This window comes from Herbaspirillum sp. NPDC087042, from assembly GCF_044745245.1.
GTDB lineage: Bacteria > Pseudomonadota > Gammaproteobacteria > Burkholderiales > Burkholderiaceae_D > Herbaspirillum.
In genome coordinates, this window is sequence record NZ_JBIUZW010000003.1 from 1 (window position 1) to 26,738 (window position 26,738).

The window sequence follows — 26,738 nt, forward strand, 5'->3', positions numbered from 1 at the left end:
CTTGGTAAGCACCAACGCGGGAACCCTCCGAAGGAGGGCGGAGGCAGCAGCGGTCGCCTTCTTTTGCTTACTTTTCTTGGCGAGACAAGAAAAGTAAGCGGCTGCCGGGCCGCCCCCGGCGCTCCGCCCCGACCGGAGAAAGATCAGCATTAAGCCAGAGCGCACACAAGAATCCCGTGCAGACTACCCAAAATACAAAAGCAAAAGCAAAAACAAAAACGCCGCCCAGCCCAAGCCAGACGGCGTCCAAAAAACTAAAAAAACCAGATCAGTTAAAGATCACAGTCTTATGTCCATTGAGCAAGATCCGATGCTCGGTGAACCACTTGACCGCACGCGCGAGAACGACGCACTCGATATCGCGACCGATAGCGGTAAGGGTATCCGGCCCCATGGAATGATCCACCCGCTCCACACCCTGCTCGATGATAGGACCTTCATCCAGGTCACCGGTAACAAAGTGCGCCGTCGCCCCGATCAGCTTCACACCGCGATCATGCGCTTGGTAGTAAGGCTTGGCGCCCTTGAAGCTAGGCAGGAAGGAGTGATGGATATTGATCGCACGGCCGCGCAGGGCCTCGCACATCTCCGGCGAGAGGATCTGCATGTAACGCGCCAGCACCACCAGATCAATCTGGTTGGCATCGACGATTTCCATGATCCGCTGTTCCTGGACACGCTTGACCTCGGCAGGAGCACCGGTCGCCAGGGGCAGATGATGGAAGGGAATGTTATAGCTGGCTGCGAGCTGATAGAAGTCCGTATGGTTGGACACGATCGCCGGGATCTCCACCGGCAGCAGACCGCTCTTGTAGCGGAACAGCAAGTCATTCAGGCAATGCCCGATCTTGGACACCATCAGCATCACACGCGGCTTCTTGCCCGCATCATGCAATTGCCAGTTCATCTGCAAGGCCTCGCCCAGCAAACCGAACGCCGCGCGCAGGGCCGCGTCGGACACCGAAGCATCCTCCGACGAGAAATGCACGCGCATGAAGAAAAGCTTGGACTGGGCATCGCCAAACTGCGCCGAGTCGATGATGTTGCAGCCGTGTTCGGCCAGGAAGCCCGAGACGCGATGCACGATGCCACGCTGGTCCAGGCAGGACAAGGTAAGGATATATTCCGGGTGAGCCATGAGAATGAACTGAGATACTGAACTGTGATTCGCCAGCGTCCCGAACGACAGCACCAGCGAGGCGCTGCCATCGGCCAGCCAGGCCGGCGCAAAAGGACGAAAGGCGCTATTGTCGCACGGCCCGGCCATGCGGACAAATACACCGTCTCCTTTGCCGCGTCAGCTCAGCCAATCCAGCAATGAAGCACGCAAATCAGCGCAGGATAACAACAGAAGACAGGATCTTCCCACCTGATCACACGCGAGCCAACAGTTCATTCCACCCAGGAAACATCACCAGGCACCGCCAGGCCGGCATCCGGCCCCACGGTGCCCGGCCTGCCTCAGGCCGTCTTCTGCAGCAGGTCCTTCTGCTCGTGACCACCGCCGACCTGCAGATCGCCGGCCAGTTGACCACCTTCCTCGATGACCAGCTTGCCATAGCGGATCTTGCCGGTGACCTTGCCGCTGGAATAGATCACCAGCTTCTGGCGCACCGTCAGGTCGCCGTCGAACTCGCCACGGATCTCGGCCAGGTCGATCTCCGCCGATCCCTTGAAGGCACCGCGCTCGGCGATCTGCACCACACGGCAGTTGATGGTGGCCTGCACGCGGCCCTCCACTACCAGCGTGTCGCAATCCTCGATCTCGCCCTTGACCTTGATGTTGGGGCCGACGGTGAGCTTGCTGCCGGTCTCCTCGGCAGCCGCCGGGGCGCTGGTGGCAACGGAAGAGGGATATTGGGCCGGTTTGTTGACGCTGGTCACATTGCCACCTGTAGATGTAGAAGAGACGCTGCTGCCCGCATTGCTGAACGGGGAATTGGTCGAGCTGGTTTCGCGTTTGCCGAAGAGGGATTCTGAGCGAAGCATGGGATCTCCTGAAATTGATGATGCCTTGAGCGGGCAGATAAGCGAAAAATACGCGGATAAATGAGCGTACAAAAACGAGCGTACAAAAATGAGCGTGCAAAACGGGAAGCACGAAAACAGCGGCGCGCATGGATCGGATGGTCGCAGGCAAGCGTCCTTGCCCTGCCCTCCGAAAGACCTTCTGGGCGGGTCCAGGAGTCCAGCGGCGCGTCGCAACGTCGACAGGTTTCCATGATCTCGGACAGCGGCGACACGATGTCACCAAGCCTTGCCAGAGAAGAAACCTGTGCGGTTCGGCAGGTTGCCTTTTCGAAAGTTCACGACAATTTTGTAACAGCCCGGCACGTCCTTACAGCCGAGACCGTTGACGCAAATTATTTATATTTCAGGCGGCCTTGTAACTAAAAAAAATGTAACAGTCGAGCACGCCACATCGTCGCCATATGGCGACACATACCTTCTCCAAAAGCGCTCCGCGACTGCCTTCCAGGAGACCATGCAATTTTCCGGATGGAATTTTCTTCCCGATGAAACGAAAAAAAACTTAGTCTTTCACCCCACGTCATCGCGGCCATCATGAGCCTCGCATCGCCGCAGGATTTCACGCACCGGGCACAGCAAGTTCACGCCCTCACAGCATGTGACGCAATGTAAGCAGTGCAAGTGAATGTCATCAATGCAGCGGATCGGCGCCAGCCGATCTATCATGTCGGGCATTGCCGCTGTCCTTGCTGCGCCTGCCTTGCCCAGGAGCGCGGCAATCCACCAGCGGCGCCACGACCGTCTCCCGGAAAATCCCATGAGCCACGACCAGAAACCTACGCCGGAATCGCTGGATTCCTTCGGCACTCACCTCTTTCCCGCCCACCGGGGATCCAACGTCTCGCGCGCCCTGGCAGCACTCATCGCCGCCATCAGCTGGCTCGCCTTCGTGGCGCAGACCGATATCACCATCAACCGCCTGCTGGCACACGGCGGTGGCGTGCTCGACGGGCTGGACCGGCTGACGATGTACCTCACCAATCTCACCATCCTGATGAGCGCGCTGTGCTTTACCTCGCTGGCGCTGTCGCTGAAGACGCCGATGAGCCGCTTCTTCCGGCAACCCTCGGTGATCTCGGCGGTGGTGGCCTACCTGGCCTTCGTGGGGATCGCCTACAACCTGCTGCTGCGCCAGTTGTGGACGCCAACGGGTTTTCGCGCGCTGGTCAATGAAAGCCTGCATACGGTGGTGCCGCTGCTGGCCATCGTGTACTGGATCTTCTTCGTGCCGGTGTTCCAGGCCTCGCTGAAGAAATCGATGCTGTGGCTGGTCTATCCGCTGGGATACCTGTGCGTGACGTTATGGCGTGGGGCCTTGTCGGGCTTCTACCCCTACCCCTTCATCGACGTCAACAAGCTGGGCTATGGGCGTGTCCTGGTCAATTCCAGCTTGCTGCTGGCAGGATTCATGGTGTTGATGGCACTGCTGATGGCCGTCAACCGGTCTGGCAAACCGGTCTTGCTGCGCAAGTAGCGAGCGGGCGGCAAAGGAAGGCACGCTGGTCCCGGGACGGGGCCAGCTCTCCGGGAACAGGGTCCCGGCGATTACGTCAGCGGTTCGGTCACCGCCAGCGCGAACATGAACAACATGCAGGCACTGAAGCCCGCGGCGATGAGCACGTATTGGAAAGTTCTGATCAGCATGTTTCCCTCGACAAACAGGCCTGCCGCATATTTCCTGGCAGGCAGCCCCCCTCGGACAATCAATCGGCCTCCCTCCCCAGGAAAACCGCTCCACATCGCTCGCCAATCAGATCAACCAGCGCCGATGTAGTCGGCCAATTTTAGATGACAGTTGATCTACAGTACGTATCATAATGTTTCATTTACATGCTTTTTCATTGTCTATTGGTACAGATTCCCACGGCCTGGCTGCTTGCAGAGCTGACTAAAAAGACACATCCTTGTCACACGGTCGCGCTATGCTCCCCCCGCTTACGCGCCAACCCTCCACAACAATAGCCGACAGGAAACATCCATGAGCAAGCAAGACGACCTCGCGGGCAGCCAGCCTGCGTCCCTCGACAGCACGCCCGCCACGCCGCAGAACAACAGCCGCCGCCGCTTCCTGGGTGGCATGGCCGCGCTGGGCGCCGGTGGCGCGCTGAGCGCCTGCGCCACCGACGGCCCGGGCAATGCCGCCTACGCCAGTGGCAACCCGGCCGAGGCTGCAGCGCTGGACCGCACCCTGCGCGAGAACGTCAAGACCATCGTGGTCATCTATGCCGAGAACCGCAGCTTCAACAACCTCTTCGCCAATTTCCCCGGCCTGGAAAAGCCGCTGTCCTCGCTCAAGCCCTCGGACTACCAGCAGCGCGACCGCGACGGCAGCCTGCTCAAGCAATTGCCGCCCGCCTGGAGCGGCGTGGTCAGCCAGGAACAGAGCATCGAAGGCGTGACCTACGAGGCCGGCAAGCAATACCAGACCAACCTGCCCAACGCCCCCTATGCACTCAAGGGCCCGCAAGGCGAGGCCCTGCCGCTGGGCCTGGTCACGCGTGACCTGTGGCACGTGTTCTACCAGAACCAGATGCAGATCAATGGCGGCAAGAACGACGGTTTCGTGGCCTGGGCGGATTCGGGCGGGCTGACCATGGGTCACTACGGCGACACCCAGTACAACCTGCGCCTGTGGGATATCGCCCGCGAATTCGTGCTGTGCGACAACTTCTTCCAGGGCGCCTTCGGTGGCTCCTTCCTGAACCACCAGTACCTGATCTCGGCGGCTGTCCCGTTCTATCCGAACGTGATGAACTCGGTCTCGCGCACCCAGGTCGCCAGGACCAAGAACAACGATCCCCTGGCCACCGAACTGGAAGTGGCCGAGAACAGCCCGGCCAGCGCCCTGCAAGGCCCGCCCAAGTTCGGCCCCAGCGCGCTCACCCCGGACGGCTATGCCGTCAACACCATGGCCCCGCCCTACTGGCCGACCTGGAGCCGCGACCGCAACAATCCGGCCTATGCCGAACCCAACCAGCCCAGCGTGCTGGTGCCGCAGACCCACGAACACATCGGCGACAAGCTCAACAAGAAGGGCGTGGAATGGGCCTGGTATGCCGGCGCCTGGCAGGCCACGCTGGACGAGTTCAAGGATTCCAAGGGCATCCCCAAGATCCCCAACTTCCAGTACCACCACCAGCCCTTCAACTACTTCAAGGCCCTGGGTCCGGAAAATCCTGCCGAGCGCAACAAGCGCCTGCGTGATGGCGGCCTGGGCGACGAGTCGCGCACCAACCGCTTCCTGGCCGACGTCGAGGCCGGCCGCCTGCCGGCGGTGACCTTCTACAAGCCGCAGGGCAACCTCAACCTGCACGCCGGCTATGCCGACGTGGCCTCGGGCGACCGTCATATCGCCCACATCATCAAGAGCCTGCAAGCCAGCCCGCAGTGGCAGAACATGGTGGTGGTGGTCACGGTGGACGAGAACGGCGGCTGGTGGGACCACGTAGCGCCGCCCAAGGGCGACCGCTGGGGTCCGGGTACGCGCGTGCCGGCGCTGGTGGTCTCGCCCTTCGCCCGCAAGGGCATGGTCGATCACACCATCTACGACACCGCCTCCATCCTGCGCCTGATCACCCGCACCTTCGGCCTGGAAAAGCTGGATGGCCTCCAGCAGCGTGACAGCGCCATGATCGCGCGCGGCCAGCAACCCATGGGTGACCTGACCAACGCCCTGCAGTTCAAGGCCTGATCCGTTTCATCGCAGCATACGAAAAACGCCGTCGCGGTTGAGCCGCGACGGCGTTTTTCATGTCGGCAGCAAGGCCTGGCAGGTGCTCAGGCCAGCCAGGGCGGCGCGGTCTCGCGCAGGTTGATCTTCCTGGGGATCAGCTTGAGATCAAGGAAGGCATCGGCGATCTGCTGCTGTTCCTCCAGGATCGCGTGGGTGATCGGCAGGGTGCCATAGGTATAACGCCGCACCATCACGTCCAGTACGCTCCTGGGCAGGCCCAGGATGGTCGCCAGCTCGGCGGCATAGTCGTCGGGCCGGGACTTGGCCAGCTCATCGACCCGGCCCAGTTCATCCAGGGCGATCTTGATCAGGTCGGCGTTCTCGCGCGCATAGTCGCGCGTGGAAAAATAATAGGCGCGGTTCTTCACCACCCCGTCGGCATCGGCCAGGATGCGCGCCTTCAGGGTCTGCTGGGCCGCCGCCAGATAGGGTTCCCAGATGGCCCAGGCATCGACCGAACCACGCTCGAAGGCGGCGCGCGCATCGGCCGGGGCCAGCCACACCGGCGTCACATCGCCATAGGCCAGGCCATGTTTTTCCAGCAGCTTGACCAGGAAGTAATGCACGTTGGAGCCCTTGTTGAGGGCGATGCGCTTGCCCTTGAGCTGCGCCGGCCGACTGATCCCGGACTCTTCCCTCACCAGCACCGCCTCCACATAGGGGCGCGGCACCGTCGCCCCCACATACACCAGCGGTGTGCCGGCGGCCTGGGCAAAGATCGGCGGCGCCTCGCCGACATCGCCAAAATCGATGGACCCGGCCCCCAGGGCTTCCAGCTGCACGGGACCGGCGCTGAACTCGACCCATTTCACGGTGGCGCCCAGCGGCGCCAGGCGCTGCTCCAGCGTGCCGTGGGCGCGGATGATGCTCAGGGCACCCTTCTGGTAGCCGATGCGCAACTGCCGCGTGGCGGCCCGCGCCAGGCGCGGGGCCAGCGCCGCGCCGATCCCGGCCAGCCCCAGGCCCAGGCCGCCGGCGATCAGGCGGCGACGCCTGCTGTTCTGTTCGACGTAGTGGATGGCCTTGCTGCGTTTTTCTTCGCGCTGCGACATGCATGCTCCCTGCTGGATGGTTGAGTCTGGCGAGATTAGCCACCCTGCCCGCCGATGCGAACGAATACTTCCGCCACTGCATAGAAGAAAAGCGGATATGCCCATCGAGGCCATCGACCTGCCGTTTGCGGGGCTTCGTCAATTTATATCACGTTATGATATATTATCGCTCTCCACCTTTACCCTGGCGCCCCTCCTCCCATCACCATGAAACACAAACGCGACTACACGGCTGACCAGCGCCTGCCCTACCTGTGCGCCATCGCCCTGCCGATCGGCGTACTTTCCACCGGCGCGGCCTGGCTGCTCCTGAAGCTCATTGCGCTCTTTACCAACCTGTTCTACTTCCAGCGCCTGTCCTTTGCCGCCAGCTCGCCGGCCACGCATACGCTGGGCTGGATCGCCGCCCTGCTGCCGGTGGTGGGCGGCCTGATCGTCGGCCTGATGGCGCGCTACGGCAGCGAGAAGATCCGGGGTCACGGCATTCCCGAGGCGATCGAGGCCATCCTCTTCGGCAAGAGCCGCATGTCGGCTCAGGTCGCGCTGCTCAAGCCCCTGTCCTCGGGCATCGTGATCGGCAGCGGCGGCCCCTTTGGCGCCGAAGGGCCGATCATCATGACCGGTGGCTCGCTGGGCTCGCTGCTAGCCCAGTGGCTGCATGTCACCGCGGCCGAACGCAAGACCCTGCTGGTGGCCGGCGCCTGCGCCGGCATGACGGCCATCTTCGGCACGCCCCTGGCGGCCGTGCTGCTGGCGGTGGAACTGCTGCTGTTCGAACTGAAGCCGCGCAGCCTCCTGCCGGTGGCGCTGGCCTGCGCCGTGGCCGGCTTCCTGCGGCCGTGGCTGGTCGACGCCGGTCCGCTGTTCCCCCTGCAGGTGGCCACACCCGCGCCGGTGGCCCTGCTCTCCTGCCTGGCGGCGGGACTGGCCAGCGGCGTGCTGGCCGCCCTGCTGACGCTGGCCCTGTACCGCATCGAAGACGGCTTCCATCGCCTGCCCCTGCACTGGATGTGGTGGCCGGCACTGGGGGGCATCGCCGTCGGCCTCGGTGGCCTGTTGCAACCGCGCGCGCTGGGCGTGGGCTATGACGTGATCGGCGACCTGCTGCACCAGCACATGCTGCTCTCGGCGGCCCTGGCATTGCTGGCGGTGAAGGCCGTGATCTGGTTGCTGGCGCTGGGTTCGGGCACCTCCGGTGGCGTACTGGCGCCGCTGCTGATGATGGGTGCCGGGCTGGGCCTGCTGCTGTCGCCCTGGCTGCCGGGTGGCTCGCCGGGCCTGTGGCCGCTGGTGTGCATGGCCGGTGTACTGGGTAGCGTGCTGGGCGCACCGCTGACGGCGATCGTCTTTGCCTTCGGCCTGACCCATGCCGACCAGGCCCTGCTGCCGCTCATTGCCACCACGGCCGTGGCCTATGGCGTCAATGTGCTGGTCATGAAGCGCTCCATCATGACCGAGAAGATCGCCCGTCGTGGCCTGCACGTGCATCGTGAATATGGCGTCGATCCGCTGGAACGCCTGCATGTGGAAGAACTGATGAGCGCCGCGCCCCAGGCCCTGGAGGCCGACATGCGCGCCGATGCCGCGCTGGCCCTGTGCCGTGCCGCCAGCCATACCCACCGCTACTATCCGGTGGTCCGGCAGCGCCACCTGGTCGGGATGCTGGCCTTGCGTGGACTGGAAAGCGCGCCCCCGGAGCAGCCCTGCGCGGCGCTGGCCGAGCGGCCCTCGGACTACCTGCTGCCGCACATGAGTGCACGCACCGCCGCCGGCCTCATGGCCAGGCTGGGGGTAGCGCGCCTGCCCGTGGTCGCGGGCCCGGAACGCAGGCAGCTGGTGGGGGTGCTGTCGCTATCGGACCTGGCGCGAGCCAGCGTCCCCCATGCGGAAGAAGAATCGGTGCGCGAGAAATTGCTGGGGCGCTGACGCGCGCCTAGATCCCGCCGCTCATGCGACACATCAGGTTGTCATGCGACACCAGCACCACGTTGATGCCGGCCGTGCCATTGTCCATCCGGAATTCGCTATTGCCATTGGAAAGCGAGATGATGCGCACCGCCCGGCTGGCCTGCTCGGTCAGCACGGTCTCGGCCGCCATGTTCAGGCAGGTCAGCACGCAACCGGCGCTGGCGCTGCAATTGCGGGTGATATCGCTGGCCACCGGCGTGGGCGGCGCATTGAGTACCGTGGCCGGCGGTGCCGGCTGGGCGGGTGCGGCGACCTGCGCCTGCACGGCGCTACAGGACAGCAACAGGGTGGCAAGGGCCGCAAGAGCGGACAGGACAAGGCGCATGGATGGATCTCCTCCTCGGGACCATGGATGTTCAGGTCGGGCCGGGCCAGCGCCCGTCCCCATGCGCTATTGCATCACAAACAAAAAAAAGGCGCACTTCCTTGCGGAAGTACGCCATAAAGTAAGCCCCCCTCAGGGCTCCCGGTTACACCTGGTCGGGCGGCGACATGCATCGCCAGGCCCGAAGACATCTGTTGCTGCGGCACGCCCTGTTCGTTGTTGCCTGAACCGACTTGCCAGTGCTGCTCCGTTGAAGACACTTTACCGGCGACACCCCCGGGGCCATATCAGGAGCTTCCTGATAGGCGCCTCTTTGGACTCAGGAAATTCCTGAGTGCACAATCCCCAACACTGACCACCACCATCACGCCAACCCTGCGGGAAAATCTGGAAGAACCCTGCCAGCAAGGCTTTGCGGCAGATCAAATTTCGAATTTAGATATTCTCAATGATTGTTTGTGTAATTCTGAATTACGCGTTAAAGTTGTTTCCAGAGCAGATTCAACAGGCGGCGCCACTTTTCAGATAGAACTGGGCGCCGCGAATCTCTCTGCATTCTCCCCCGCCCTTGCATTGCCTCCCCCTCCTGCCCATTTCCACGCAGCATGTGCGCGCGTGAGCCATGCCGACGCCGTTTGCGCATTTTTGATAGCATGCGGGGCATGGATACCTCCAACACCCCCGAATTGAGCGCCCTGGCCGATACGACCGGGCTAGGCCTGTCCGCCGTGGTCGCGGGACTGCGCACCTCGCGTGAAGTGACCAACAAGATCCGCCATCGCGGCGAGATCCGTGAACTGCCCTCGCGCGAGGCCATGCAAGAGCTGCTGCAACACCTGCAGGCGGCCCTCTTCCCCACCCACTACGGCCATACCGACCTCTCCGACGAAACCATCGACTACTTTGTCGGCAGCCAGTTGAATGCCGCGCTGTGCATCCTGAAGGAGCAGACCCGCCGGGGCCTGCACTTCAGCAGCGAATTCAGCAGCCAGGCAGGAGAAGACGACGCCCTGCGCGAGCGCGCAGCGACGATCACGCGCGACTTCGCGCATCAGTTGCCGTCCATTCGGGATGTACTGGTCAGCGATATCCAGGCGGCCTATCACGGCGACCCGGCGGCTTCCAGCATGTCGGAGATCCTGTTGTGCTATCCGGGCATCACCGCCATCATCTACCACCGGCTGGCGCATGCCCTGCAACAGCTGGGCGCGCCGCTGCTGGCGCGACTCATTGCCGATATCGCCCACTCGGCCACCGGCATCGACATCCACCCGGCCGCGCAGATCGGCCCCAGCTTCTTCATCGACCACGGCACCGGCGTGGTCATTGGCGAAACCACCATCATCGGCCGCAACGTGCGCCTGTACCAGGCTGTCACGCTGGGCGCCAAGCGATTCCCGCAGGAGCCGGATGGCTCGCTGGTCAAGGGCATCCCGCGCCATCCCATCGTCGAGGACGATGTGGTGGTCTATGCCGGCGCCACCCTGCTGGGTCGCATCACCATCGGTCGCGGCTCGGTCATCGGCGGCAATGTCTGGCTCACCCACAGCGTACCGGCTGGCAGCAACGTGGCGCAGGCCGAGATGAACAGCGAGTGCAAGCAGTTCTAGGCGCCGAGCGGTAACCAGCGCTGCAGGAAGAACAGCGCCCCCAGCAGGGCCAGGCCGAAGAGGAAGATGAAGCCGATCAGTTTCCTGTCGGATGGCTGCAGGGGCTCCAGCGCGAGGTTGCCGAGCTCCTGGTAGATGTGGGGGTCGTTCATGCGTGCTCCGGATGGGTCCTGAGAGGACATCAACCGTCATGCTAGGCAAGAACCCGCGTGGCGTGAACGAAGCGATGGTCGCATCGATATCCGCTGGCCGCATATGCGCCAGCGCAACCACTTCCCCTCCCCCTTACGAACTCCGCGACACCTCGGTCCCGACAGGATGCGCCGGCTCGCGCCCGCAGGCCACGGCGGCCAGCGCCAGCGCGGAGGCCGCCAGTCCATACAACCACAGCGACGACATCACCGGCAGCAGCAGGCCCGCCATCATCGGGCCCATGCCGGCGCCGATATCACGCCAGATGGCCCGTCCTGCCAGCGCATGGACACGCTGCTCCGGCGGCGTGCGGGCCGCCACGATGGGCGCCAGCAGCGGCAGCTGCAAGGCGCGCAGCACCACGATGATGCCGGCAAAGAGCCACAGCAAGCCACCACCGAAACCCACCAGCGCCGCGCAGGTCGCCAGCGACAGGGTCACCAGCACCTTGACCGCGCCAAAGCGCTCAGCCATCCAGCCGCCCAGCGGACTGAGCACGATCTCGCCGGCATAGCGCAAGGCCATCAGCACGCCAGCCACCAGCTCGCCATCGGCACCGAAGGATTGCTTGCTCATGTAGGCCAGGCCGATGATGAACAGGCCATCCAGCGTCAAGCCCTCCAGGAAGGACCACCAGTCCAGCGCATTGGGCATCTTCCAGCGCCGCGCCAGTGGCGGCGGATAGGCATGTGCCGGCAGCCGGCGCGCGGCCAGCAGGCCCAGCACGGCTGTCATCGCCACCAGCAGGAACACCGGGCGCGGCCCCAGGTGCGCGGCCAGCAGTGCGGCCAACGGCAACCACAGCATCGGCCCGATGGCGATCACGCCACGCGAACGCCCCGAGCGGCGCGCCGCGCCCTGCGGGTTGGCCGTCGACATGGCCTGGGTCGACAGGTTCAGCCCGGCAAAGGCCATCCCCCACAATAACCGCAACGGCAGCAAGGCCCAGAAGCCGCTGGCCACCGTATAGCCCAGGGCGCAGGCGATGGCCGCCAGCACGGCCAGCAGGCAGGTGGGGCGATCGCCACGACGGGAATAGAAACTGGCCACCCAGCGATAGCCGGCAATCCGCACCAGCCGGTTGGCCGCCAGCAGCACCCCGGCCTCGGCCAGGGTCACATGGAACTGCTCGGAGTACATCGGCAACAGCAGGTACAGCACAATGTCGCAGGGCAAGGCGGCCGAGAGCGACATGGCGGCGTGGCGCGAATCCAGGTCGGCCTGGCGGAGATCGGGAGTGGTCATGGGCTTGATGATGCGCCGCGCATGGTAGCGCTGACAAACGATATTAATTCCGACCGTGCGTGATAAAATCTCACGCATGGCCGACCTCACCCTCCCGCTCAACGCCATCCGCGCCTTCCTCGCGGCCGCGCGCCATCAGAGTTTCACGCTGGCGGCACAGGAACTCAACGTCACCCATGGCGCGATCAGCCGCCAGATAAAGAATTTGGAAGATTACCTGGGCATGCCGCTCTTCGAGCGCCGCATCCGCCAGGTCCTGCTGACCGAACGCGGGCGGCAGTTCTTCGAAGAAGCCAGCCCGGCCATGGACAGCCTGGCCGGCGCGGCGCGCCGGGTCATGCGCGATGCACCGACCCGCACCGTGGTCATCAACGTACGCCCCTCCTTCGCGGTGCGCTGGCTGATTCCGCATCTCTCCGACTTCGTCGAGCGCTATCCCGGCATCGCCCCGCAGGTGGTGACCAGCACTGCGGCCGTCAGCAAGGCCGGCAGCACCTTCGACATCGCCATCCGGCGCGGCGAGACCAACTGGCCCGAGACGCTCAAGGTGCAGCGCTTCATGGAAGACGAACTGGTACTGGTGGCCTCACCTGCCCTGCTGGCATCACAACCGCTGGAAGACCTCGCCCAGATCACCCGCCACACCCTGCTGCTCTCGCGCAGCCGCCGCAATGACTGGGAAGACTGGCGCCGCCTGGCCGGACTGAAGCGCTCGCGCGGACAGGCCATGCTGCACTTCGACCACGTCCACTTCGTGTTGCAGGCGGTGGTCGATGGACTGGGGCTGGCACTCTCCCCCATTTCACTTGCCGACAACGACCTGCGCTCAGGGCGACTGGTCTGCCCCCTGCCCGCGCTGCGCCTGGAACTGGCGCCCTACTATCTCGGCATCAGTCCCCAGGCCGGCGCCGAAGCCCAGCTGTTTGCCAAATGGCTGGGCGAATACCGGGGCTCGCTGGTCCACACCGGCTAACGACGCGCACGCCACGGCGTGAGCGCATCGGCCACCCGGCGCATGAGCAGATCGAACAGATAGGCGATCACCCCGATCAGCAGGATGCCCATCACCACCACATCGGTACGCAGGAAATTGGAGGCATTGAGCACCATCTGCCCCAGCCCGGCAGTAGCCGCCACCATCTCCGCAGCCACCAGCGTAGTCCAGCCGAAGCCGATGGCAATGCGCAAGCCGGTCAGGATATCGGGCAAGGCCGCCGGCAGGATCACATGCCGCAGCAACTGCCAGGCACTGGCCCCCATGGACTGGGCGGCATGCAACTGCTCCTCCTGCACCGCCGCCACCCCGGCTCGGGTGGACACCGCAATCGGCGCAAAGCAGGCCAGGTAGATCAGCAGCCACTTGGCGACCTCATCGATACCGAACCAGATCACGATCAGCGGCAGGTAAGCCAGCGGCGGCAAGGGCCGATAGAACTCCAGCAGCGGATCGACCACACCCCGCGCCACCCGGCTGGTTCCCATGAGCAGGCCCACCGGCACCGCCGTCAGGGCCGCCAGCAGGAAGGCACCGAACACCCGCAACAGGCTCCAGCCGATATGCGTGAGCAGCGGCAAGCCCCCCTGCACGTTACCGCCCCAGGCCTGACGCGCCGCCTCCCACACCGCCGCCGGCGCCGGCAGGAACAAGGGCGGGATCCAGCCCGCCGCCGTCACGCCCCACCATAGCACCAGCAACACCAGCACCGTCACCACAGCGATCCCGCTACTGGAACCGCTACCGGGCCGGGAATGCACCCGTGCAGGAGGCAATGTCTGCGCCTCTGGCGACACCGTACCCGGTGCCGTCACGCCCGTCATGGCCGTCGTCGATGAAGAAAGCTTGCTCATATTCCCTGCCCATGGACCAGTTGCAACAGACGCTCACGCCAGGCGATGAAATCCGGCGCCGACTTTACCGCCCGCGCATCGCCGGTCTCGACATAGCGCGCCAGGAAAGGCAAGGCGAAGTCATGCTCGATACGCCCGGGCCGCGCCGACATGACGATCACGCGACTGCCCAGGAACACGGCCTCTTCGACGCTATGGGTAATGAAGAAAATGGTCTTGCGGGTTCGCGCCCAGACCTGGGCCAACAGCTCCTGCACGCTCTCGCGGGTAAAGGCATCGAGCGCCCCCATCGGCTCATCCATCAGCAGCACGCGCGGATCATTGGCCAGCGCACGCGCAATCCCCACGCGCTGCTGCATGCCCCCCGAGAGCTGGTAGACCGGCGAACGCGCCTGGCGCTCCAGCCCGACCAGTTTCAATTGCGCATGCGCCACCGCCAGCCGCTCGGCCCGGCCCAGCCCACGAAAGCGCAGACCCAAGGCGACGTTGTCCTCGACATTCAACCAGGGCATGAGGGCATGCTTCTGGAACACCACCCCGAGCCCCGGTCCCGGCCCAGACACCGGCAACCCATCCAGCAGCACCTGCCCCTGCGACGGCCCGACGAAGCCCGCCAGGCAATTGAGCAAGGTGGTCTTGCCGCACCCGGACGGCCCCAGCGCCACCACGAACTCCCCCGGCGCGATTGCCAGATCCACCCCGGACAAGGCTGGCGGCTCATCGGCACGTGCCGAAGCAAAACGCACCGACAAGCGGTGCGCCTCGATACGCCCACCGACGACGGCAGGCGCAACCAACGGAATTGCCGACTGGCTCACTGAGCCGCCTTACGCACCCAGGTCGCGTTGACCCCATTGGCATAATCGGGCAAGACATTCTGGATCGTACCCTGGCTCTTCAGGAAAGTCGCCGTCGCCGCCAGCGACCGGGCCGCCCCGCCCCCGAGCCACTCGGCAGAAGCCTGCTGCTGCAGCGTCGGAAACTCATACAGCCCCAGGCTGGCCGGCACCTCCGCCACCTCCGCCCCCGACCACTTCGCCACGGCCCGCGCCTGTGCCGAATCGGCAGACCAGGCCGCCTTGTTCTTGCGGTACTGCTCATCGGTATCGGCCAGCACCTTGACCAGTTCGCTCAGGAAAGCATCGTTATCCCTGGCAAAGGCACGCGAGACGACGATGCCGTCGAAGGTCGCCTTACCGGTCTCCCTGGCGATCTGGCCGGAAGTGGTCAGCACCGTCCCCGACTTCTTGGCCTTGGCCAGCACCGGATCCCAGACGAAGGTCGCATCGATATCACCGCGCTCCCAAGCCGCAGCGATTTCTGGCGGACGCAGGTTGACGATCTTCACCGCACGCGGATCGACCTTGGCATTCTCCAGCGCCAGCAGGGTATGGAAATGGGAAGTCGACACGAACGGCACCGCCAGGCGCTTGCCCTTGAGATCGGCCAGCGAATGGATGCCGCTACCGTTACGCACCACCAGCGCCTCGGCGTCGTTGATGTTATCGAGGATCCAGAACAACTGGATATCCAGCCCCTGCGACAGGCCCGACGCGATCGGCGCCGAGCCAGCCTCACCGATCTGCACCGAGCCCGACGCCAGCGCCCGGATGACATCGGCACCGCTGGCCAGTTTGCGATAGGTGATCTTGTAACCGGTCTTCTTCTCCAGGGCCTGGGTTTCCTGGGCATAGCGCCAAGGCACGACCATGTCCTGATAGGCGATCACGACCTCTTTTGATTGGGCATAGGCTTGCGAAGCGAGCACGAGGGAAGCGGCAAGAGCGAGGGTCTTGAGGAGCGTCTTCATGGTTTCTTGTCTTTATTGTGGATGGCGTTCCAGTATAGGAAGCGCGATTTTTGACAGAAACTAATATTTTCGTACTTGCTTATTCTTTTAGCTTAGAGACCAAGAACTTGGCTTGACTGTGGTTATTGTTCGCTGGTTTTGGGTAGTCTGCACGGAATTCTTGTGTGCGCTCTAGCTTAATGCTGATCTTTCTCCGGTCGGAACGGAGCGCCGGGGGCGGCCCGGCAGCCGCTCACTTTCTTTGGCCCGCCAAAGAAAGTAAGCAAAGAAAACGGCCCCCTAAGAGCCAGCCCTCCTTCGGAGGGTTCCCGACGGAGCGGGGTAACAAGTGGGAAAAATAGATTCGCTTCGCTCAAACTATTTTTCTTATCCACTTGTCACCCCACTCCGTCGGCTGGCCCCCAAGGGGGACCCCGGACGGCTCGCCTACGGCTTTGCCTTGGCGTTCTTCGCCTTCGATACGTCGCTGCGCGACTACTCAGTCCGAACGGACGGTAAATAATTCAGAGAAATAACATCTTCCCCCAATCGGCCGATCGAAGAAAAAACGATGCCGCAGGCGAGCCCCCGGCAAAGCCGAAGGCGAGCCGGATGTCTGTCCGCTTCTGACCCGCCGCGTCGGTGCGTACCAAGACGGATCAGGAAAATAGTTTGAGCGAAGCGAATCTATTTTCCCCATTTTTTGCAGCACCAACGCGGGGACCCTCCGAAGGAGGGCGGAGGCAGCAGCGGTCGCCTTCTTTTGCTTACTTTTCTTGGCGAGACAAGAAAAGTGAGCGGCTGCCGGGCCGCCCCCGGCGCGCTCCTTCGACCGGAGAATGGTCAGTATTAAGCTAGAGCGCAGAAAGATATTCCGTGCAGATAGCCCAAGAAGCACTAACTCAAGAGATCAGCTTGAGATACCCCTGAGCAGACAAAAATCCCTCAGGAGAAAACGCCACAACCGGCTGCAGCTTGAAGATCCACTGATCATAGGGCGCATCATTAACAGCATCAGGCGCAGCAACAAGCGCCTCGTTGACAGCCAGCACAACCCCATCAACAGGCGCATGCAAATCGGAAGCCGTCTTGTTGGACTCGACGATCCCCGACTCCTCCCCCTGCACCAGGGAACGGCCAACAGCCGGCATATCGACATAGACCAGTGGTCCCAACTGCTCCTGCCCAAAATCGGTAATACCGATGGTCAGCGAACCGTCCTCCTCCACCCGCACCCACTCATGGGTCTGGGCATAGACAAGATGATCGGGAATCAGCATCACAGTCTCCTAAAAAAAAGATGAACCTCAAGCCTCGGCCTTGGAGCCATCAGCAAACACCGGCTCGCCCAGGTTAAGCATGAGGCGATTGGCCCAGGCAAAGATGGCAACGGAGTGGATCAGATCCAGCACCTCCAGCTCGGACAGCCCCACGTCATAAAGCGCCTTGATCTGCGCCGCACTGATATCACCCGGCGTCTCGGTCAGCTCCGCCGAGAACTTGGCGATAGCCTGCTCACGCGCATCCACACCCGCACCATAAGGCGTATCGAACACCTGCCGCACGGTATCGTTACGCTTGGCCAGCTGCTCGAAACGCTGGGCATGCACCGACGCGCAATACACACAGCCATTGATGCGCGAAACCACCAGCGAACCCAGCTCACGCTCCGCACGCGACAAGCCGCCCGGCGCATACATGATGGCGTTGAAGGCCGCCGAACGCTGACGCAGGATCTCCGGCTGGTGCGCCAGGAACAGGTAATAGTCGGAGGTCTTGGCCTTGGGATGGCTTTCTTCCAGCACCTTGACCTGGTCGGCACTGGCCTGCTCCAGCTGGATCACATCCAGCCAGGCATCCCACTCCAGGGTTTCATTGGTAAAGCCATTGGCCTTGATGATGTCGCTCATGTCGACTCTCCTTACTGGGCAGCCGCAGCACGCATGGCCTTCAGGCCCGCGACCACGCGCAATTGATAGGACACGAAGGCGATCAGCTGCGACAGCGCCACCACGGCGGGTGTGCTGATGCCAGCCGCCGGCAGCTTCTCGATGGCGGCCTTGTCGCCCTCCACCGGCCGCTCGGTCAGCGCGCGGGTAAAGACCAGCATGGCGCGCAGGCGCCCCTCGGGCAACTGCTCCGGCTCGCCGCTGTCGGCCGCCGCCAGGTGCGCCGCATCGGCCGGCACCGCCTGCGCGCGCACACGATAATGCGCAGCCAGGTCGGTGGCACCGGCCAGGCGACAGGCGTACAGCGCCACCAGCAGGCGCTCGTCCAGGCCGATACCGGCCAGGGCCGGATCGAACAGGGTGTCATAGCTGCCCTGGGAAGCGACGGCGACCTTGTCACGCTGGTGACGCAGGCCATGCAAAGGGCTGCCGTCGGCCAGGCCGGACAGCTGGTCGATGACATCCTTGCTGATGTCGTAGACGGGGGTAGTCATTCAGGTCTCCTTGATGGATGGATGCTTGGCAATGGCATCGCGCAGGAAGTGCTGCGCCTGCTGCCAGGAATCGAGATCGGCACGCGCATTGGCGGCCGGCTCGCCGCCACCGGTACTCACGCGCCCCGAGACCGGGTGGGCGTAGGTCGTCTGCGTGGTCGGCACGAACGGGAACAGGATGGAATGGCCGGCATTGGCATAGTTGCGCCACACCACCGGCCAGGGATGCGCCACCTCGGCCAGCTTGTCACGCACCATGGCGCAGTACAGGCTGGAGGGCCAGGAACCGTCATCGGTGGCCGAGAGCAGCAACACCGGTGCGGCAATACGCTCCACCGGGATGCGCGCACGCGCGACCGCGTCCGCATCCTGCAAGGCGGTCAGCATGGCCAGCTCGTGACGATGCGGCGCCGGACCTTCATCGAAGGGCGCCCAGCTCGCCGTGCGGTTGCCCTGCCACTGATGCGGCAGCGGTTCGCCACGCAGCAGCCAGGTCGGCCCTTCCCGACCCACGGCCGGATCGGCGGCGTTCTGGCCACTGTGGACCAGCGCGCTGGGCACATAGGCCAGCACCGCCGACACCTTCTGCGGGAAGGTCGCGCCCAGCAGCAGGACCAGCTCGCCACCACGCGACTGCCCGCTGATGGCCACGAAGTCGTGCAGCGGCTTGACCTCAGCGCGCAGCCAGTCCAGGCCGCGCTCGAAGTATTCCAGCGGGGTGTTGGAGATATAGTCCGACAAACCCGGCGCCTTGAAGTAGGCCAGCGCAAAGGCGGCATAGCCGCGCGAGGCATACAGCGCCGCACGCGGTTCGTTGATGCCGCCACCGGAACCGTTGACGATCATCACCGCCGGATGCGGGCCTGGCGTGGCCGGCAGGAACAAGGTACCGACCAGGCCCTGCTCGCGCACCTCGCGCCGGATCACACCCTCGGCGGCCAGGCGCTGCACCAGCACCGTGCTGGCCGGGCGGCACGGTGGCAAGCCCGGCTGGTCCAGTGCGGACACGGTCAGCGTGGTCTCCAGCGGCGCCATGACATCGGCATGGAAGTTGTCGCGACGGCCGGCCTGCACCGGCTTCTGCGACCACAGCAGGCCCATGGGATCGATACCGTAGTAGTCGCCGTCGATGGCCGGGTTCATGCTCAGGTCGACATTGCCATAGGCATCGGCGATGAAGCAGGCGCTGCTCTGCCACTGCGCGCCGTGGCGCACGGTGGCCGACGATATCCGCACCGGCTCGCCCGGATGCGCGCCGCGCACCACGATGCGGCGCGGCACGTCGATCAGCTCATCGGCCGGGCTGACCTCGATGGAGAAGTTGGGCATGGCCTTACTTCTTGTCCTGGGTCACCATCATGGCGGTGGTGCGGTCGCTGCTGATGGGGGTGACCTTCAGGCCCTTCTTGGCGGCCCAGATGTTCTGGTAGTGGTACAGCGGGATCACGCCGACGTCGTCGGAGACCAGCTTGGCCGAATTGCGCAGGATGGCTTCACGCTTGGCGGCGTCGAATTCCGCGGTGGAATCGGCCAGGGCCTTGTCCACGGCAGGATTGCTGTAGTGGTTCCAGTTGGAGGCGCCGATGCCCTTCTTGGCATCGACCGTACCCAGTACGTTGACCAGCGCATAGCTGGCTTCGCCGGTGCCATTGCCCCAGGCCAGGACCGAGACGGCGAACTCGTTCTTGTTGGCACGTGCGGAGTAGGACGCCCACGGCAGCACCTCGACCTGGGTCTTGATACCGATGCGGGTCCAGAACTGGGCCACGGCCTGCAGGGTTTCAGGCGCTTGCGGGTAGCGGTCGTTGGGCACGTGGATGGTCAGCTTGAAGCCGTCCGGGAAGCCGGCCTCGGCCAGCAGCTTCTTGGCCTGCGTAGCGTCGAAGGGGATGTTCTTGATCTCGGGGTTGTAGCCGAAGGTATCGGCCGGCATCCACTGGTTGGCTTCGGTGGCCGCGCCCTGCAGGATGCGGTCGATCAGGGCCTTGCGGTTGATGGCCAGCGACATGGCGCGACGCACGCGCACGTCCAGCAGCGGGTTCTTCTCCAGCTGCTTGCCGTTGTTGTCGGTGATGAAGGGGCTGGGACCTTCATGGAAGCTCGGCTGGATCAGCAGCACGCGCAGGCCGTTGTACGGATAGACCTTGACGTTGGGCGACTGCTTCAGCTTGGCCAGGTCGGAGACCGAGACCTTGTCGATCACATCGACGTCACCCGAGAGCAGCGCGGCGGTGCGGGCCGGGCCGTTGTTGATGTAGCGGTAGTTGACCTTGTCCCACAGCGCCTTGCCGCCCCAGTATTCGTCGTTACGCTGCATTACCACGCGGTCGCCCGGGGTATAGGAGACGAACTTGTAGGGACCGGTACCGATCACGGCCGCGCCGCTGTTGTAGTTCTCGGTGGTGGACTTCTCGCCCACGTGCTTGCTGACGATATGCACCGACGCCAGGTTCAGCGGCAGGTCGGGGTTGGCGATGTTGGTCTTGATGACCAGGGTCAGCGGATCCTTGGCGGTGACCGACTCGACCGTACGCAGGTAACCGGCGAAGGTGGCCACGCTACCCGGCACGGCACGCGCGCGCTGGTAGGAGAAGATCACGTCCTCGGCGGTGAAGGGCTTGCCATCCTGCCACTTGACGTTGGGACGCAGCTTGAACTCCCAGGTCTTGGCATCGATGTTCTTCCAGCTCAGGGCCAGGCCCGGCACCAGCTTGTTGTAGTCGTTCTGGACCAGCAGGTCCCAGAAATGCAGGTCCACCGAACGGTCGCCGGCGTGGTTGTTCAATTGCGGATCCAGCGACGACAGCGGGTCGGCGAAGGCGATGTTGAGGTTCTGCGCGTGCGCCGCATCGGCGGCGGCAGTCAGGGCCACGCCGGTCAGGGCGATGGCCAGCAGGCGGGTCAGGAGGGTCTTCTTCATGGTCGGGTTCCTCTGTGTGGTCATGGTGGAGGCACTGCGGGATTTCCAAGTTCTTGACTGCTCGGTACTAGATCTTGATACGGTTTCTTGCGTTTGCTGTTCATCGGCCATCATTGAGATGGCAGGCACTCAGATGGCCCGGCGCGATCTCGCGCAGGACCGGCTGCTCCTCACGGCAGCGCTGCGTGGCATGCGGGCAGCGCGGGTTGAAGTGGCAACCGCTGGGTGGGTTCAGGGGACTGGGAATCTCACCCTTGATGGCGGTGAATTCCTTCCGGCGCGCCGCCATGCGCGGCACCTCGGCCAGCAGCGCCTGCGTGTAGGGATGATTGGGCTGGCCGAACAGCTCGGCCACCGGCGCACTCTCGACCACGCGGCCCAGGTACATGATGACCACGCGGTCCGAGACATGCTCCACCACGCCCAGGTCATGGCTGATGAAGAGATAGGTCAGGCCCAGTTCTTCGCGCAGGTCCATGAAGAGATTGAGGATCTGCGCCTGGATCGACACATCCAGCGCCGCTACGGCTTCATCGCAGACCAGCATCTGCGGCTGCACGGCCAGCGCGCGGGCAATGCCGATGCGCTGGCGCTGGCCGCCCGAGAACTGGTGCGGATAACGGTCGCGCAGCGCCGGATCGAGGCCGGCGCGCAGCAACTGGCGGCAGACGTAATCATCCAGGTCGCCCTCGACCTTGCCATTGACCTGCGCCGCCTCGCCCACGATCTGGTCGATGCGCAGGCGCGGGTTCAGGCTGGCATAGGGATTCTGGAAGATCATCTGCACCTGCAGGCGGGCCTCGGCCTCTTCCTTGCTGGAGAGCGTGGAACGCTCGCGACCGTTGACCAGTACCTGTCCGTCGGACGCGTCGAGCAAGCCGCAGGCCACCCGCCCCAGCGTGGACTTGCCACAGCCGGATTCACCGACCAGCCCGACCACTTCGCCGGGCAGCACTGTCAGATCGACCTTGTCGAGGGCATGGGTAACGGCCGGCGGACGGCTCCAGCCGCGCTGCTGCAGCTGGCGCTCCAGCCAGCCCTGGCGGCGCTCACCGAAGCGGCGGCTGACGGCGCGGGTTTCGATCAGGGGAATCTGGGCCTTATCCATGGGGCATGCTCGCTGGCGTACTGCTGGGGGTACTCAAAGGGGTACTGATGCTGGCCTGGGTCGGGTGATAGCAGCGCACCAGATGCGCCGGCAGCGCTTCGCTGATCTCGGGTGCACTCAGGCAGCGCTGGCTCACGCGCTCGCAGCGCGCGGCAAAGGCACAGGTCGGCGGCAGGTGCAGCAGATTGGGCGTCATGCCCGGGATCTGGCGCAGGCGCGCGCCGCGCCGGTTGTTGCTGGGCAGGCTGCCGATCAGGCCCTGGGTATAGGGATGCAGCGGCGCGTCGAGCACCGCATCGACGCGGCCCTGCTCGACGATGCGTCCGGCATACATCACCGCCACTTCATCGGCCAGGCCGGCCACCACCGACAGGTCGTGGGTGATCCAGATCAGCGCCGTGCCATGCTGGCGCGCCAGCTTCTGTACTTCGGACAGGATCTGCGCCTGGATGGTCACATCCAGTGCCGTGGTGGGTTCGTCGGCGATGATCAGGTCGGGCTTGTGCAGCATCGCGATGGCGATGGCCACGCGCTGGCGCATGCCACCCGAGAGCTGGTGCGGATAGGCCTGCAGCCGCTCCTCGGGACTGGCGATGCCCATCATGCCCAGGGTGTCGCGCGCCAGTTCGCGTGCCTGCTGGCGGCTCACCTTGCTGTGCGCGAGCACGGCATCGACCATCTGCGCCTCGATCTTCAGGACCGGGTTCAGGGTCATCATCGGGTCCTGGAAGATCATGGCGATGCGATTGCCCTGCAGCTCGCGCAAGGAAGTCTTGTCCATGCGCACCAGGTCGCGTCCCTGGAAGAGGATTTCGCCACCGACGATGCGGCCCGGCGCATCGACCATGCCCAGGATGGAAAAGCCGGTGACGCTCTTGCCCGAGCCCGATTCACCGACCAGGCCGAGGATGCGACCACGACCCACCGACAGCGAGACGTCATCCACCGCCGGCAGCACGCCATCGGGCGTGAAGAAGTGGGTGCGCAGGTTGCGTACTTCCAGCGTGAGCGCACTCATTTCTGCCACCTTGGATTGAGAATGTCGCGCAGGCGATCGCCCACCAGGTTGATGGCGACGATCACGACCAGGAGCGTGATGCCGGGATAGAAGCTGATCCAGTATTCGCCCGAGAGCATGTATTGGTAACCGTTGGAGATGAGCAGGCCCAGCGAGGGTTCGGTGATGGGCACGCCCAGGCCGAGGAAGGACAGCGTGGCTTCCAGCGTGATGGCGCGCGCCACCTGCAGGGTGCCGATGACGATCAGCGGCGGCAGGCAGTTGGGCAGGATGTGGCGCGTCATGATGCGCCAGGACGACAGGTTCAGGCCGCGTGCCGCTTCCACGTATTCCTTGCGTCGCTCCACCAGCGCCTGGCCGCGCGCGGTGCGGGCATAGTAGGCCCACTCCAGCACCACCAGCGTGGCCATCACGTTGAAGATGCCCTTGCCCACATAGGCCAGGATCAGCATCGCCACCAGGATGGAGGGAAAGGACAGCACCAGGTCGGCCAGACGCATCAGGAGCGTGTCGACCTTGCCGCCCGCATAGGCCGCCAGCAGTCCCACGAGCGTACCGATGACACCGGCGATCAGGGCCGAGCCGACGCCGATGCCCACGCTGATGCGCAAGCCATAGAGGATGGCCGAGACCAGGTCGCGGCCCTGGCCGTCGGTGCCCAGCCAGTAGGTATAGGTACCGGCGCCGTTGATGGTGCCGGGATGCAGGCGCGCGTCGAGCACGTCCAGCTGCATCAGGTCATAGGGATTCTGCGGCGTGATCCAGGGGGCGGCAATCGCGCCCACGATCAGCAGCAGCACGATCACCAGGCCCAGCATGGCCGAGCGCGAGGCCACGAAGTGGCGCACCACGCGGCGCCAGGGGGACTCGCGGCGCGGCGCCTGGAAGGCCGACAGTTCGGCCACGCGGGCACGCACCTGCTCCTGGGTCATTGGGGTCATTGGGCTCATTTCGGTCTGCGGCGTGCTCATGCCTTGGCCTCCACCCGCACGCGCGGGTCCAGTATCTTGTAGAGCACGTCGACCACCAGGTTGATGGTGACGAACATGCAGACGATCACCATCAGGTAAGCCACGATCACCGGGCGGTCGAGGGCGTTGATGCTATCGAGGATGAGCTTGCCGGCGCCGGGCCAGGCGAAGATGCTCTCGGTGACCACCGCAAAGGCGATGGTGGAGCCGAACTCCAGGCCCACCACGGTCACCAGCGGGATCAGGGTATTGCGCAACACGTACATCAGGACCACGCGGGCCGGCGAGAGGCCCTTGGCGCGGGCAAACTTGACGAAGTCCATCGGCAGCACCTCGCGCACGTTGGCGCGGGTCAGGCGGATCACCAGCGAGATCTTGAACAGCGACAGGTTGATGGCCGGCAGGATCATGTGGCGCCAGCCGTCCGCCGTCAGCCACGACCATTGCACGCCAAACAGTTCGGCGGTCTGGCCGCGCCCGCCCGAGGGCAGCCAGCCCAGCGTGACCGAGAAGGCCATGATGAGCATCAGGCCGATCCAGAAGGTCGGCAGCGAAAAGCCCAGGATGCTGGTGGTCATCACCAGGCGCGAGAATGGATGGTCGGGCTTCATGCCCGCGAACAGGCCCAGCGGCACCCCCACCAGCAGCGCCAGGAACAGCGCGGCGAACGCCAGCTCCAGCGTGGCCGGCAGGCGCTGGAAGATCAGGATGATGGCCGGGGTGTTGTAGACGAAGCTGTTACCCAGGTTGCCATGCAAGGCGCCATTCAGGAAGGACAGGTACTGGTACCAGACCGGCTGGTCCAGCCCCAGCTCCTTGATGATGCGCAGGCGATCGACCTGGTCGACATCCTGGCCGATCAGGATATCGACCGGATTGCCGATCATGTGCAGGCCGAAGAAGACGATCACCGTCATCAGCAGCACCACCATGAGCGCCTGCAGGACGCTCTTTGCAATGGCGACGGTCATGCCGGCAGCTCCCAGTCGGAGGGGGTCCACTCGTCGCCTTCCAGTTCCGGTTCGACGTAGGACTGGATGTTGTGGTAGTGATACTCCACGTCCTCGCTGTACATCAGCGAGGCGATGCCTTGCGCCAGACGGTAGGCGCCATCGCTGATGGCGGGGATGTCACCCGACACCGTGCCATGGCTGGCCGCGGCCGCATAGCAGAAGCAATGCACGCGCTCCAGGCCCGGCAAGGCGCCCGGGGTCTTCTGCTGGAACTCGAACACCGGTCCCAGGTAGGGCGAATCGGCCAGCTCCTCGTCTTCCTCGCCGACGGGCGGGGTGTAGCGGTCGCTCCAGTTGAGGACGTGCGGGGCGATGTCCTTGAATTCGGGACGGATGCTCCAGTCGATCTTGAAGCCGGTGGAGAAGAACAGGAAGTCCAGCGCCAGCGGGCCACGGTTGGTGTGCAGCAGCAGCGAACCGTCGTCCTTGACGTCCACCGATTCAATCGAAGTGCCCAGCAGGAAGCGCGCATTGGCAAAGCGCGACACGCGGCGCGTGCTGCCCGAGGGCGGCGGCACCTGCTGCACGTTGACGTAATGGCGGATGCGCCACTTCCAGGCATCCGGCAATTGCTGGTGACCGTTGACCAGGCCGGGGTTGCCCGAGCCCTTGCCCTTGTTGATGCGCGGCAGCTCCTGCCGGCGGATCAGCAGGTCGACGCGGGCCGCACCCTGTTCCAGGGCGGTGGCGGCGCTATCCATGGCCGAGGAACCACCGCCGATGACGCCCACGCGCTTGCCTTTCAGGCTGGCGTAATCGAGCACGTCGGAGGAATGCGCCCAGCGCTCGCGCGGCAGTTGCGCCGCCAGCGGCGGCAGGGATGCGCCCCCCAGGCCGTCACGGCCGGTGGCAACTACCACGCGGCGCGCCAGGACGGTGGTGTCGCCGGCAGGCGCGCGCAGGCGCAGTTCCACCACGCCATCGGCACGCGGCTGCACGGCCAGCACGCGGTGCTCGTTGCGGACATCCAGGTGCATCACGCGGCGGAACCAGCGCAGGTAATCCATCCACTGCAGGCGCGGGATCTTGTCCAGCGCCTCCCAGGCGGCCAGGCCGAACTGGGCCTCGAACCAGGCGCGGAAGGTCAGCGCCGGGAAGCCCAGCGCCGGGCCGGTCAGGGTCTTGGGCGAACGCAGGGTTTCCATGCGGGCCGTGGTGGCCCAGGGGCCTTCGAAATCCTTGGGTGACTGATCATAGATGACATTGGGGATACCCAGGTGCGTCAGGGCGACCGATGCCGCCATGCCGGCCTGGCCGCCGCCGATGATGGCCACGTCGATGACCGGCACGCCGTCGCGCTCCACCGTGGGCGTCCACGACTTGCCGGGCAGCGCCAGCCATTCCAGGTCCTGGCGCACGCGCGCCTCCAGGGCAGCCAATCCGGCCGGGCTGGCCGCGCTCGATGTTGTCGCTTGGGTGTTGTCCATATCGCCTCGTCAAAAGCATGAAAAGACGTCGCCAGCACGCTAGTG

The 26,738-nt window shown here is 64.4% G+C and carries 24 protein-coding genes; 5 read left to right on the forward strand and 19 right to left on the reverse strand.

Annotated elements, in window-relative coordinates; translation table 11 throughout:
* Positions 1 to 268: 268 nt before the first annotated feature.
* Positions 269 to 1,138, reverse strand: a complete 870-nt coding sequence (gene purU / locus ACIPHN_RS05725; RefSeq protein WP_400434659.1) for a formyltetrahydrofolate deformylase — start codon at positions 1,136 to 1,138, stop codon at positions 269 to 271.
* Between the two features lie 323 nt (positions 1,139 to 1,461).
* Entirely contained in the window at positions 1,462 to 1,989 is a 528-nt protein-coding gene (locus ACIPHN_RS05730; RefSeq protein WP_400434065.1) for a polymer-forming cytoskeletal protein, read from the reverse strand.
* A gap of 799 nt (positions 1,990 to 2,788) precedes the next feature.
* Between ACIPHN_RS05730 and ACIPHN_RS05735 the strand changes: the two genes are divergently transcribed.
* Together ACIPHN_RS05735 and ACIPHN_RS05740 are read left to right on the forward strand one after the other, a co-directional pair.
* The gene (locus tag ACIPHN_RS05735) at positions 2,789 to 3,505 is read left to right on the forward strand and encodes a Pr6Pr family membrane protein (protein ID WP_400434067.1); all 717 of its coding nucleotides are present in this window, start codon (positions 2,789 to 2,791) and stop codon (positions 3,503 to 3,505) included.
* Positions 3,506 to 4,009: 504 nt separating this feature from the next.
* The gene (locus ACIPHN_RS05740) at positions 4,010 to 5,722 is read left to right on the forward strand and encodes an acid phosphatase (protein ID WP_400434070.1); all 1,713 of its coding nucleotides are present in this window, start codon (positions 4,010 to 4,012) and stop codon (positions 5,720 to 5,722) included.
* 86 nt (positions 5,723 to 5,808) lie between these two features.
* Here the strand turns inward: ACIPHN_RS05740 and ACIPHN_RS05745 are convergent, their stop codons facing one another.
* Positions 5,809 to 6,816, reverse strand: a complete 1,008-nt coding sequence (locus ACIPHN_RS05745) for a sulfonate ABC transporter substrate-binding protein (RefSeq protein ID WP_400434073.1) — start codon at positions 6,814 to 6,816, stop codon at positions 5,809 to 5,811.
* Positions 6,817 to 7,023: 207 nt separating this feature from the next.
* Here ACIPHN_RS05745 and ACIPHN_RS05750 point away from each other — a divergent pair, with 207 nt between their 5' ends.
* Positions 7,024 to 8,742 (forward strand): chloride channel protein, encoded by a 1,719-nt coding sequence (locus ACIPHN_RS05750; RefSeq protein ID WP_400434076.1) that lies wholly within the window; start codon positions 7,024 to 7,026, stop codon positions 8,740 to 8,742.
* 7 nt (positions 8,743 to 8,749) lie between these two features.
* Here ACIPHN_RS05750 and ACIPHN_RS05755 read toward each other — a convergent pair whose 3' ends face one another.
* Positions 8,750 to 9,109 carry a hypothetical protein gene (locus tag ACIPHN_RS05755; RefSeq protein ID WP_400434079.1) on the reverse strand — a complete coding sequence of 120 codons (360 nt, stop codon included), beginning with the start codon at positions 9,107 to 9,109 and terminating at the stop codon, positions 8,750 to 8,752.
* Positions 9,110 to 9,771: 662 nt separating this feature from the next.
* Here ACIPHN_RS05755 and epsC point away from each other — a divergent pair.
* Positions 9,772 to 10,719, forward strand: a complete 948-nt coding sequence (epsC, locus tag ACIPHN_RS05760; protein ID WP_400434081.1) for a serine O-acetyltransferase EpsC — start codon at positions 9,772 to 9,774, stop codon at positions 10,717 to 10,719.
* Here epsC and ACIPHN_RS05765 read toward each other — a convergent pair.
* The gene (locus ACIPHN_RS05765; protein ID WP_400434083.1) at positions 10,716 to 10,871 is read right to left on the reverse strand and encodes a hypothetical protein; all 156 of its coding nucleotides are present in this window, start codon (positions 10,869 to 10,871) and stop codon (positions 10,716 to 10,718) included. The two genes, epsC and ACIPHN_RS05765, sit on opposite strands and share 4 nt — an antisense overlap.
* Before the next feature lie 133 nt (positions 10,872 to 11,004).
* Entirely contained in the window at positions 11,005 to 12,156 is a 1,152-nt protein-coding gene (locus ACIPHN_RS05770) for an MFS transporter (protein ID WP_400434084.1), read from the reverse strand.
* 76 nt (positions 12,157 to 12,232) lie between these two features.
* On the opposite strand from ACIPHN_RS05770, the gene ACIPHN_RS05775 reads away from it, so the two are divergent.
* Positions 12,233 to 13,129 carry a LysR substrate-binding domain-containing protein gene (locus ACIPHN_RS05775; protein WP_400434087.1) on the forward strand — a complete coding sequence of 299 codons (897 nt, stop codon included), beginning with the start codon at positions 12,233 to 12,235 and terminating at the stop codon, positions 13,127 to 13,129.
* Here ACIPHN_RS05775 and ACIPHN_RS05780 read toward each other — a convergent pair.
* From ACIPHN_RS05780 to ACIPHN_RS05840, 13 genes are all read right to left on the reverse strand, one after another.
* Entirely contained in the window at positions 13,126 to 14,004 is an 879-nt protein-coding gene (locus tag ACIPHN_RS05780) for an ABC transporter permease subunit (RefSeq protein WP_400434088.1), read from the reverse strand. The two genes, ACIPHN_RS05775 and ACIPHN_RS05780, sit on opposite strands and share 4 nt — an antisense overlap.
* A complete protein-coding gene (locus ACIPHN_RS05785; RefSeq protein ID WP_400434089.1) occupies positions 14,001 to 14,822 on the reverse strand; it encodes a taurine ABC transporter ATP-binding protein in 822 nt (273 codons plus the stop codon). Before ACIPHN_RS05785 ends, ACIPHN_RS05780 begins: the two co-directional genes overlap by 4 nt.
* Positions 14,819 to 15,814 (reverse strand): taurine ABC transporter substrate-binding protein, encoded by a 996-nt coding sequence (tauA, locus tag ACIPHN_RS05790; protein WP_400434090.1) that lies wholly within the window; start codon positions 15,812 to 15,814, stop codon positions 14,819 to 14,821. Before tauA ends, ACIPHN_RS05785 begins: the two co-directional genes overlap by 4 nt.
* Before the next feature lie 881 nt (positions 15,815 to 16,695).
* Positions 16,696 to 17,073: a glycine cleavage system protein GcvH gene (gcvH, locus tag ACIPHN_RS05795; protein ID WP_400434092.1), complete on the reverse strand. Its 378-nt coding sequence runs from the start codon at positions 17,071 to 17,073 to the stop codon at positions 16,696 to 16,698.
* 27 nt (positions 17,074 to 17,100) lie between these two features.
* Positions 17,101 to 17,703: a peroxidase-related enzyme gene (locus ACIPHN_RS05800; RefSeq protein ID WP_400434094.1), complete on the reverse strand. Its 603-nt coding sequence runs from the start codon at positions 17,701 to 17,703 to the stop codon at positions 17,101 to 17,103.
* 11 nt (positions 17,704 to 17,714) lie between these two features.
* Positions 17,715 to 18,236 (reverse strand): CMD domain protein, encoded by a 522-nt coding sequence (locus tag ACIPHN_RS05805; RefSeq protein WP_400434096.1) that lies wholly within the window; start codon positions 18,234 to 18,236, stop codon positions 17,715 to 17,717.
* Positions 18,237 to 19,565 carry an acyl-CoA thioesterase/bile acid-CoA:amino acid N-acyltransferase family protein gene (locus ACIPHN_RS05810; protein ID WP_400434098.1) on the reverse strand — a complete coding sequence of 443 codons (1,329 nt, stop codon included), beginning with the start codon at positions 19,563 to 19,565 and terminating at the stop codon, positions 18,237 to 18,239. It lies immediately after the preceding gene.
* A gap of 4 nt (positions 19,566 to 19,569) precedes the next feature.
* Positions 19,570 to 21,156, reverse strand: coding sequence for an ABC transporter substrate-binding protein (locus ACIPHN_RS05815; RefSeq protein WP_400434100.1), 1,587 nt, complete (start codon positions 21,154 to 21,156; stop codon positions 19,570 to 19,572).
* Positions 21,157 to 21,256: 100 nt separating this feature from the next.
* Positions 21,257 to 22,264 (reverse strand): ABC transporter ATP-binding protein, encoded by a 1,008-nt coding sequence (locus ACIPHN_RS05820; RefSeq protein ID WP_400434102.1) that lies wholly within the window; start codon positions 22,262 to 22,264, stop codon positions 21,257 to 21,259.
* Entirely contained in the window at positions 22,257 to 23,282 is a 1,026-nt protein-coding gene (locus ACIPHN_RS05825) for an ABC transporter ATP-binding protein (protein ID WP_400434104.1), read from the reverse strand. Before ACIPHN_RS05825 ends, ACIPHN_RS05820 begins: the two co-directional genes overlap by 8 nt.
* On the reverse strand, positions 23,279 to 24,223 hold the full coding sequence (locus ACIPHN_RS05830) for an ABC transporter permease (RefSeq protein ID WP_400434661.1): 945 nt from the start codon (positions 24,221 to 24,223) through the stop codon (positions 23,279 to 23,281). The genes ACIPHN_RS05825 and ACIPHN_RS05830 overlap by 4 nt, the downstream gene beginning before the upstream one ends.
* 26 nt (positions 24,224 to 24,249) lie before the next feature.
* A complete protein-coding gene (locus ACIPHN_RS05835) occupies positions 24,250 to 25,224 on the reverse strand; it encodes an ABC transporter permease (RefSeq protein WP_400434106.1) in 975 nt (324 codons plus the stop codon).
* Positions 25,221 to 26,693, reverse strand: coding sequence for an NAD(P)-binding domain-containing protein (locus ACIPHN_RS05840; RefSeq protein ID WP_400434108.1), 1,473 nt, complete (start codon positions 26,691 to 26,693; stop codon positions 25,221 to 25,223). The genes ACIPHN_RS05835 and ACIPHN_RS05840 overlap by 4 nt, the downstream gene beginning before the upstream one ends.
* Positions 26,694 to 26,738 lie beyond the last annotated feature (45 nt).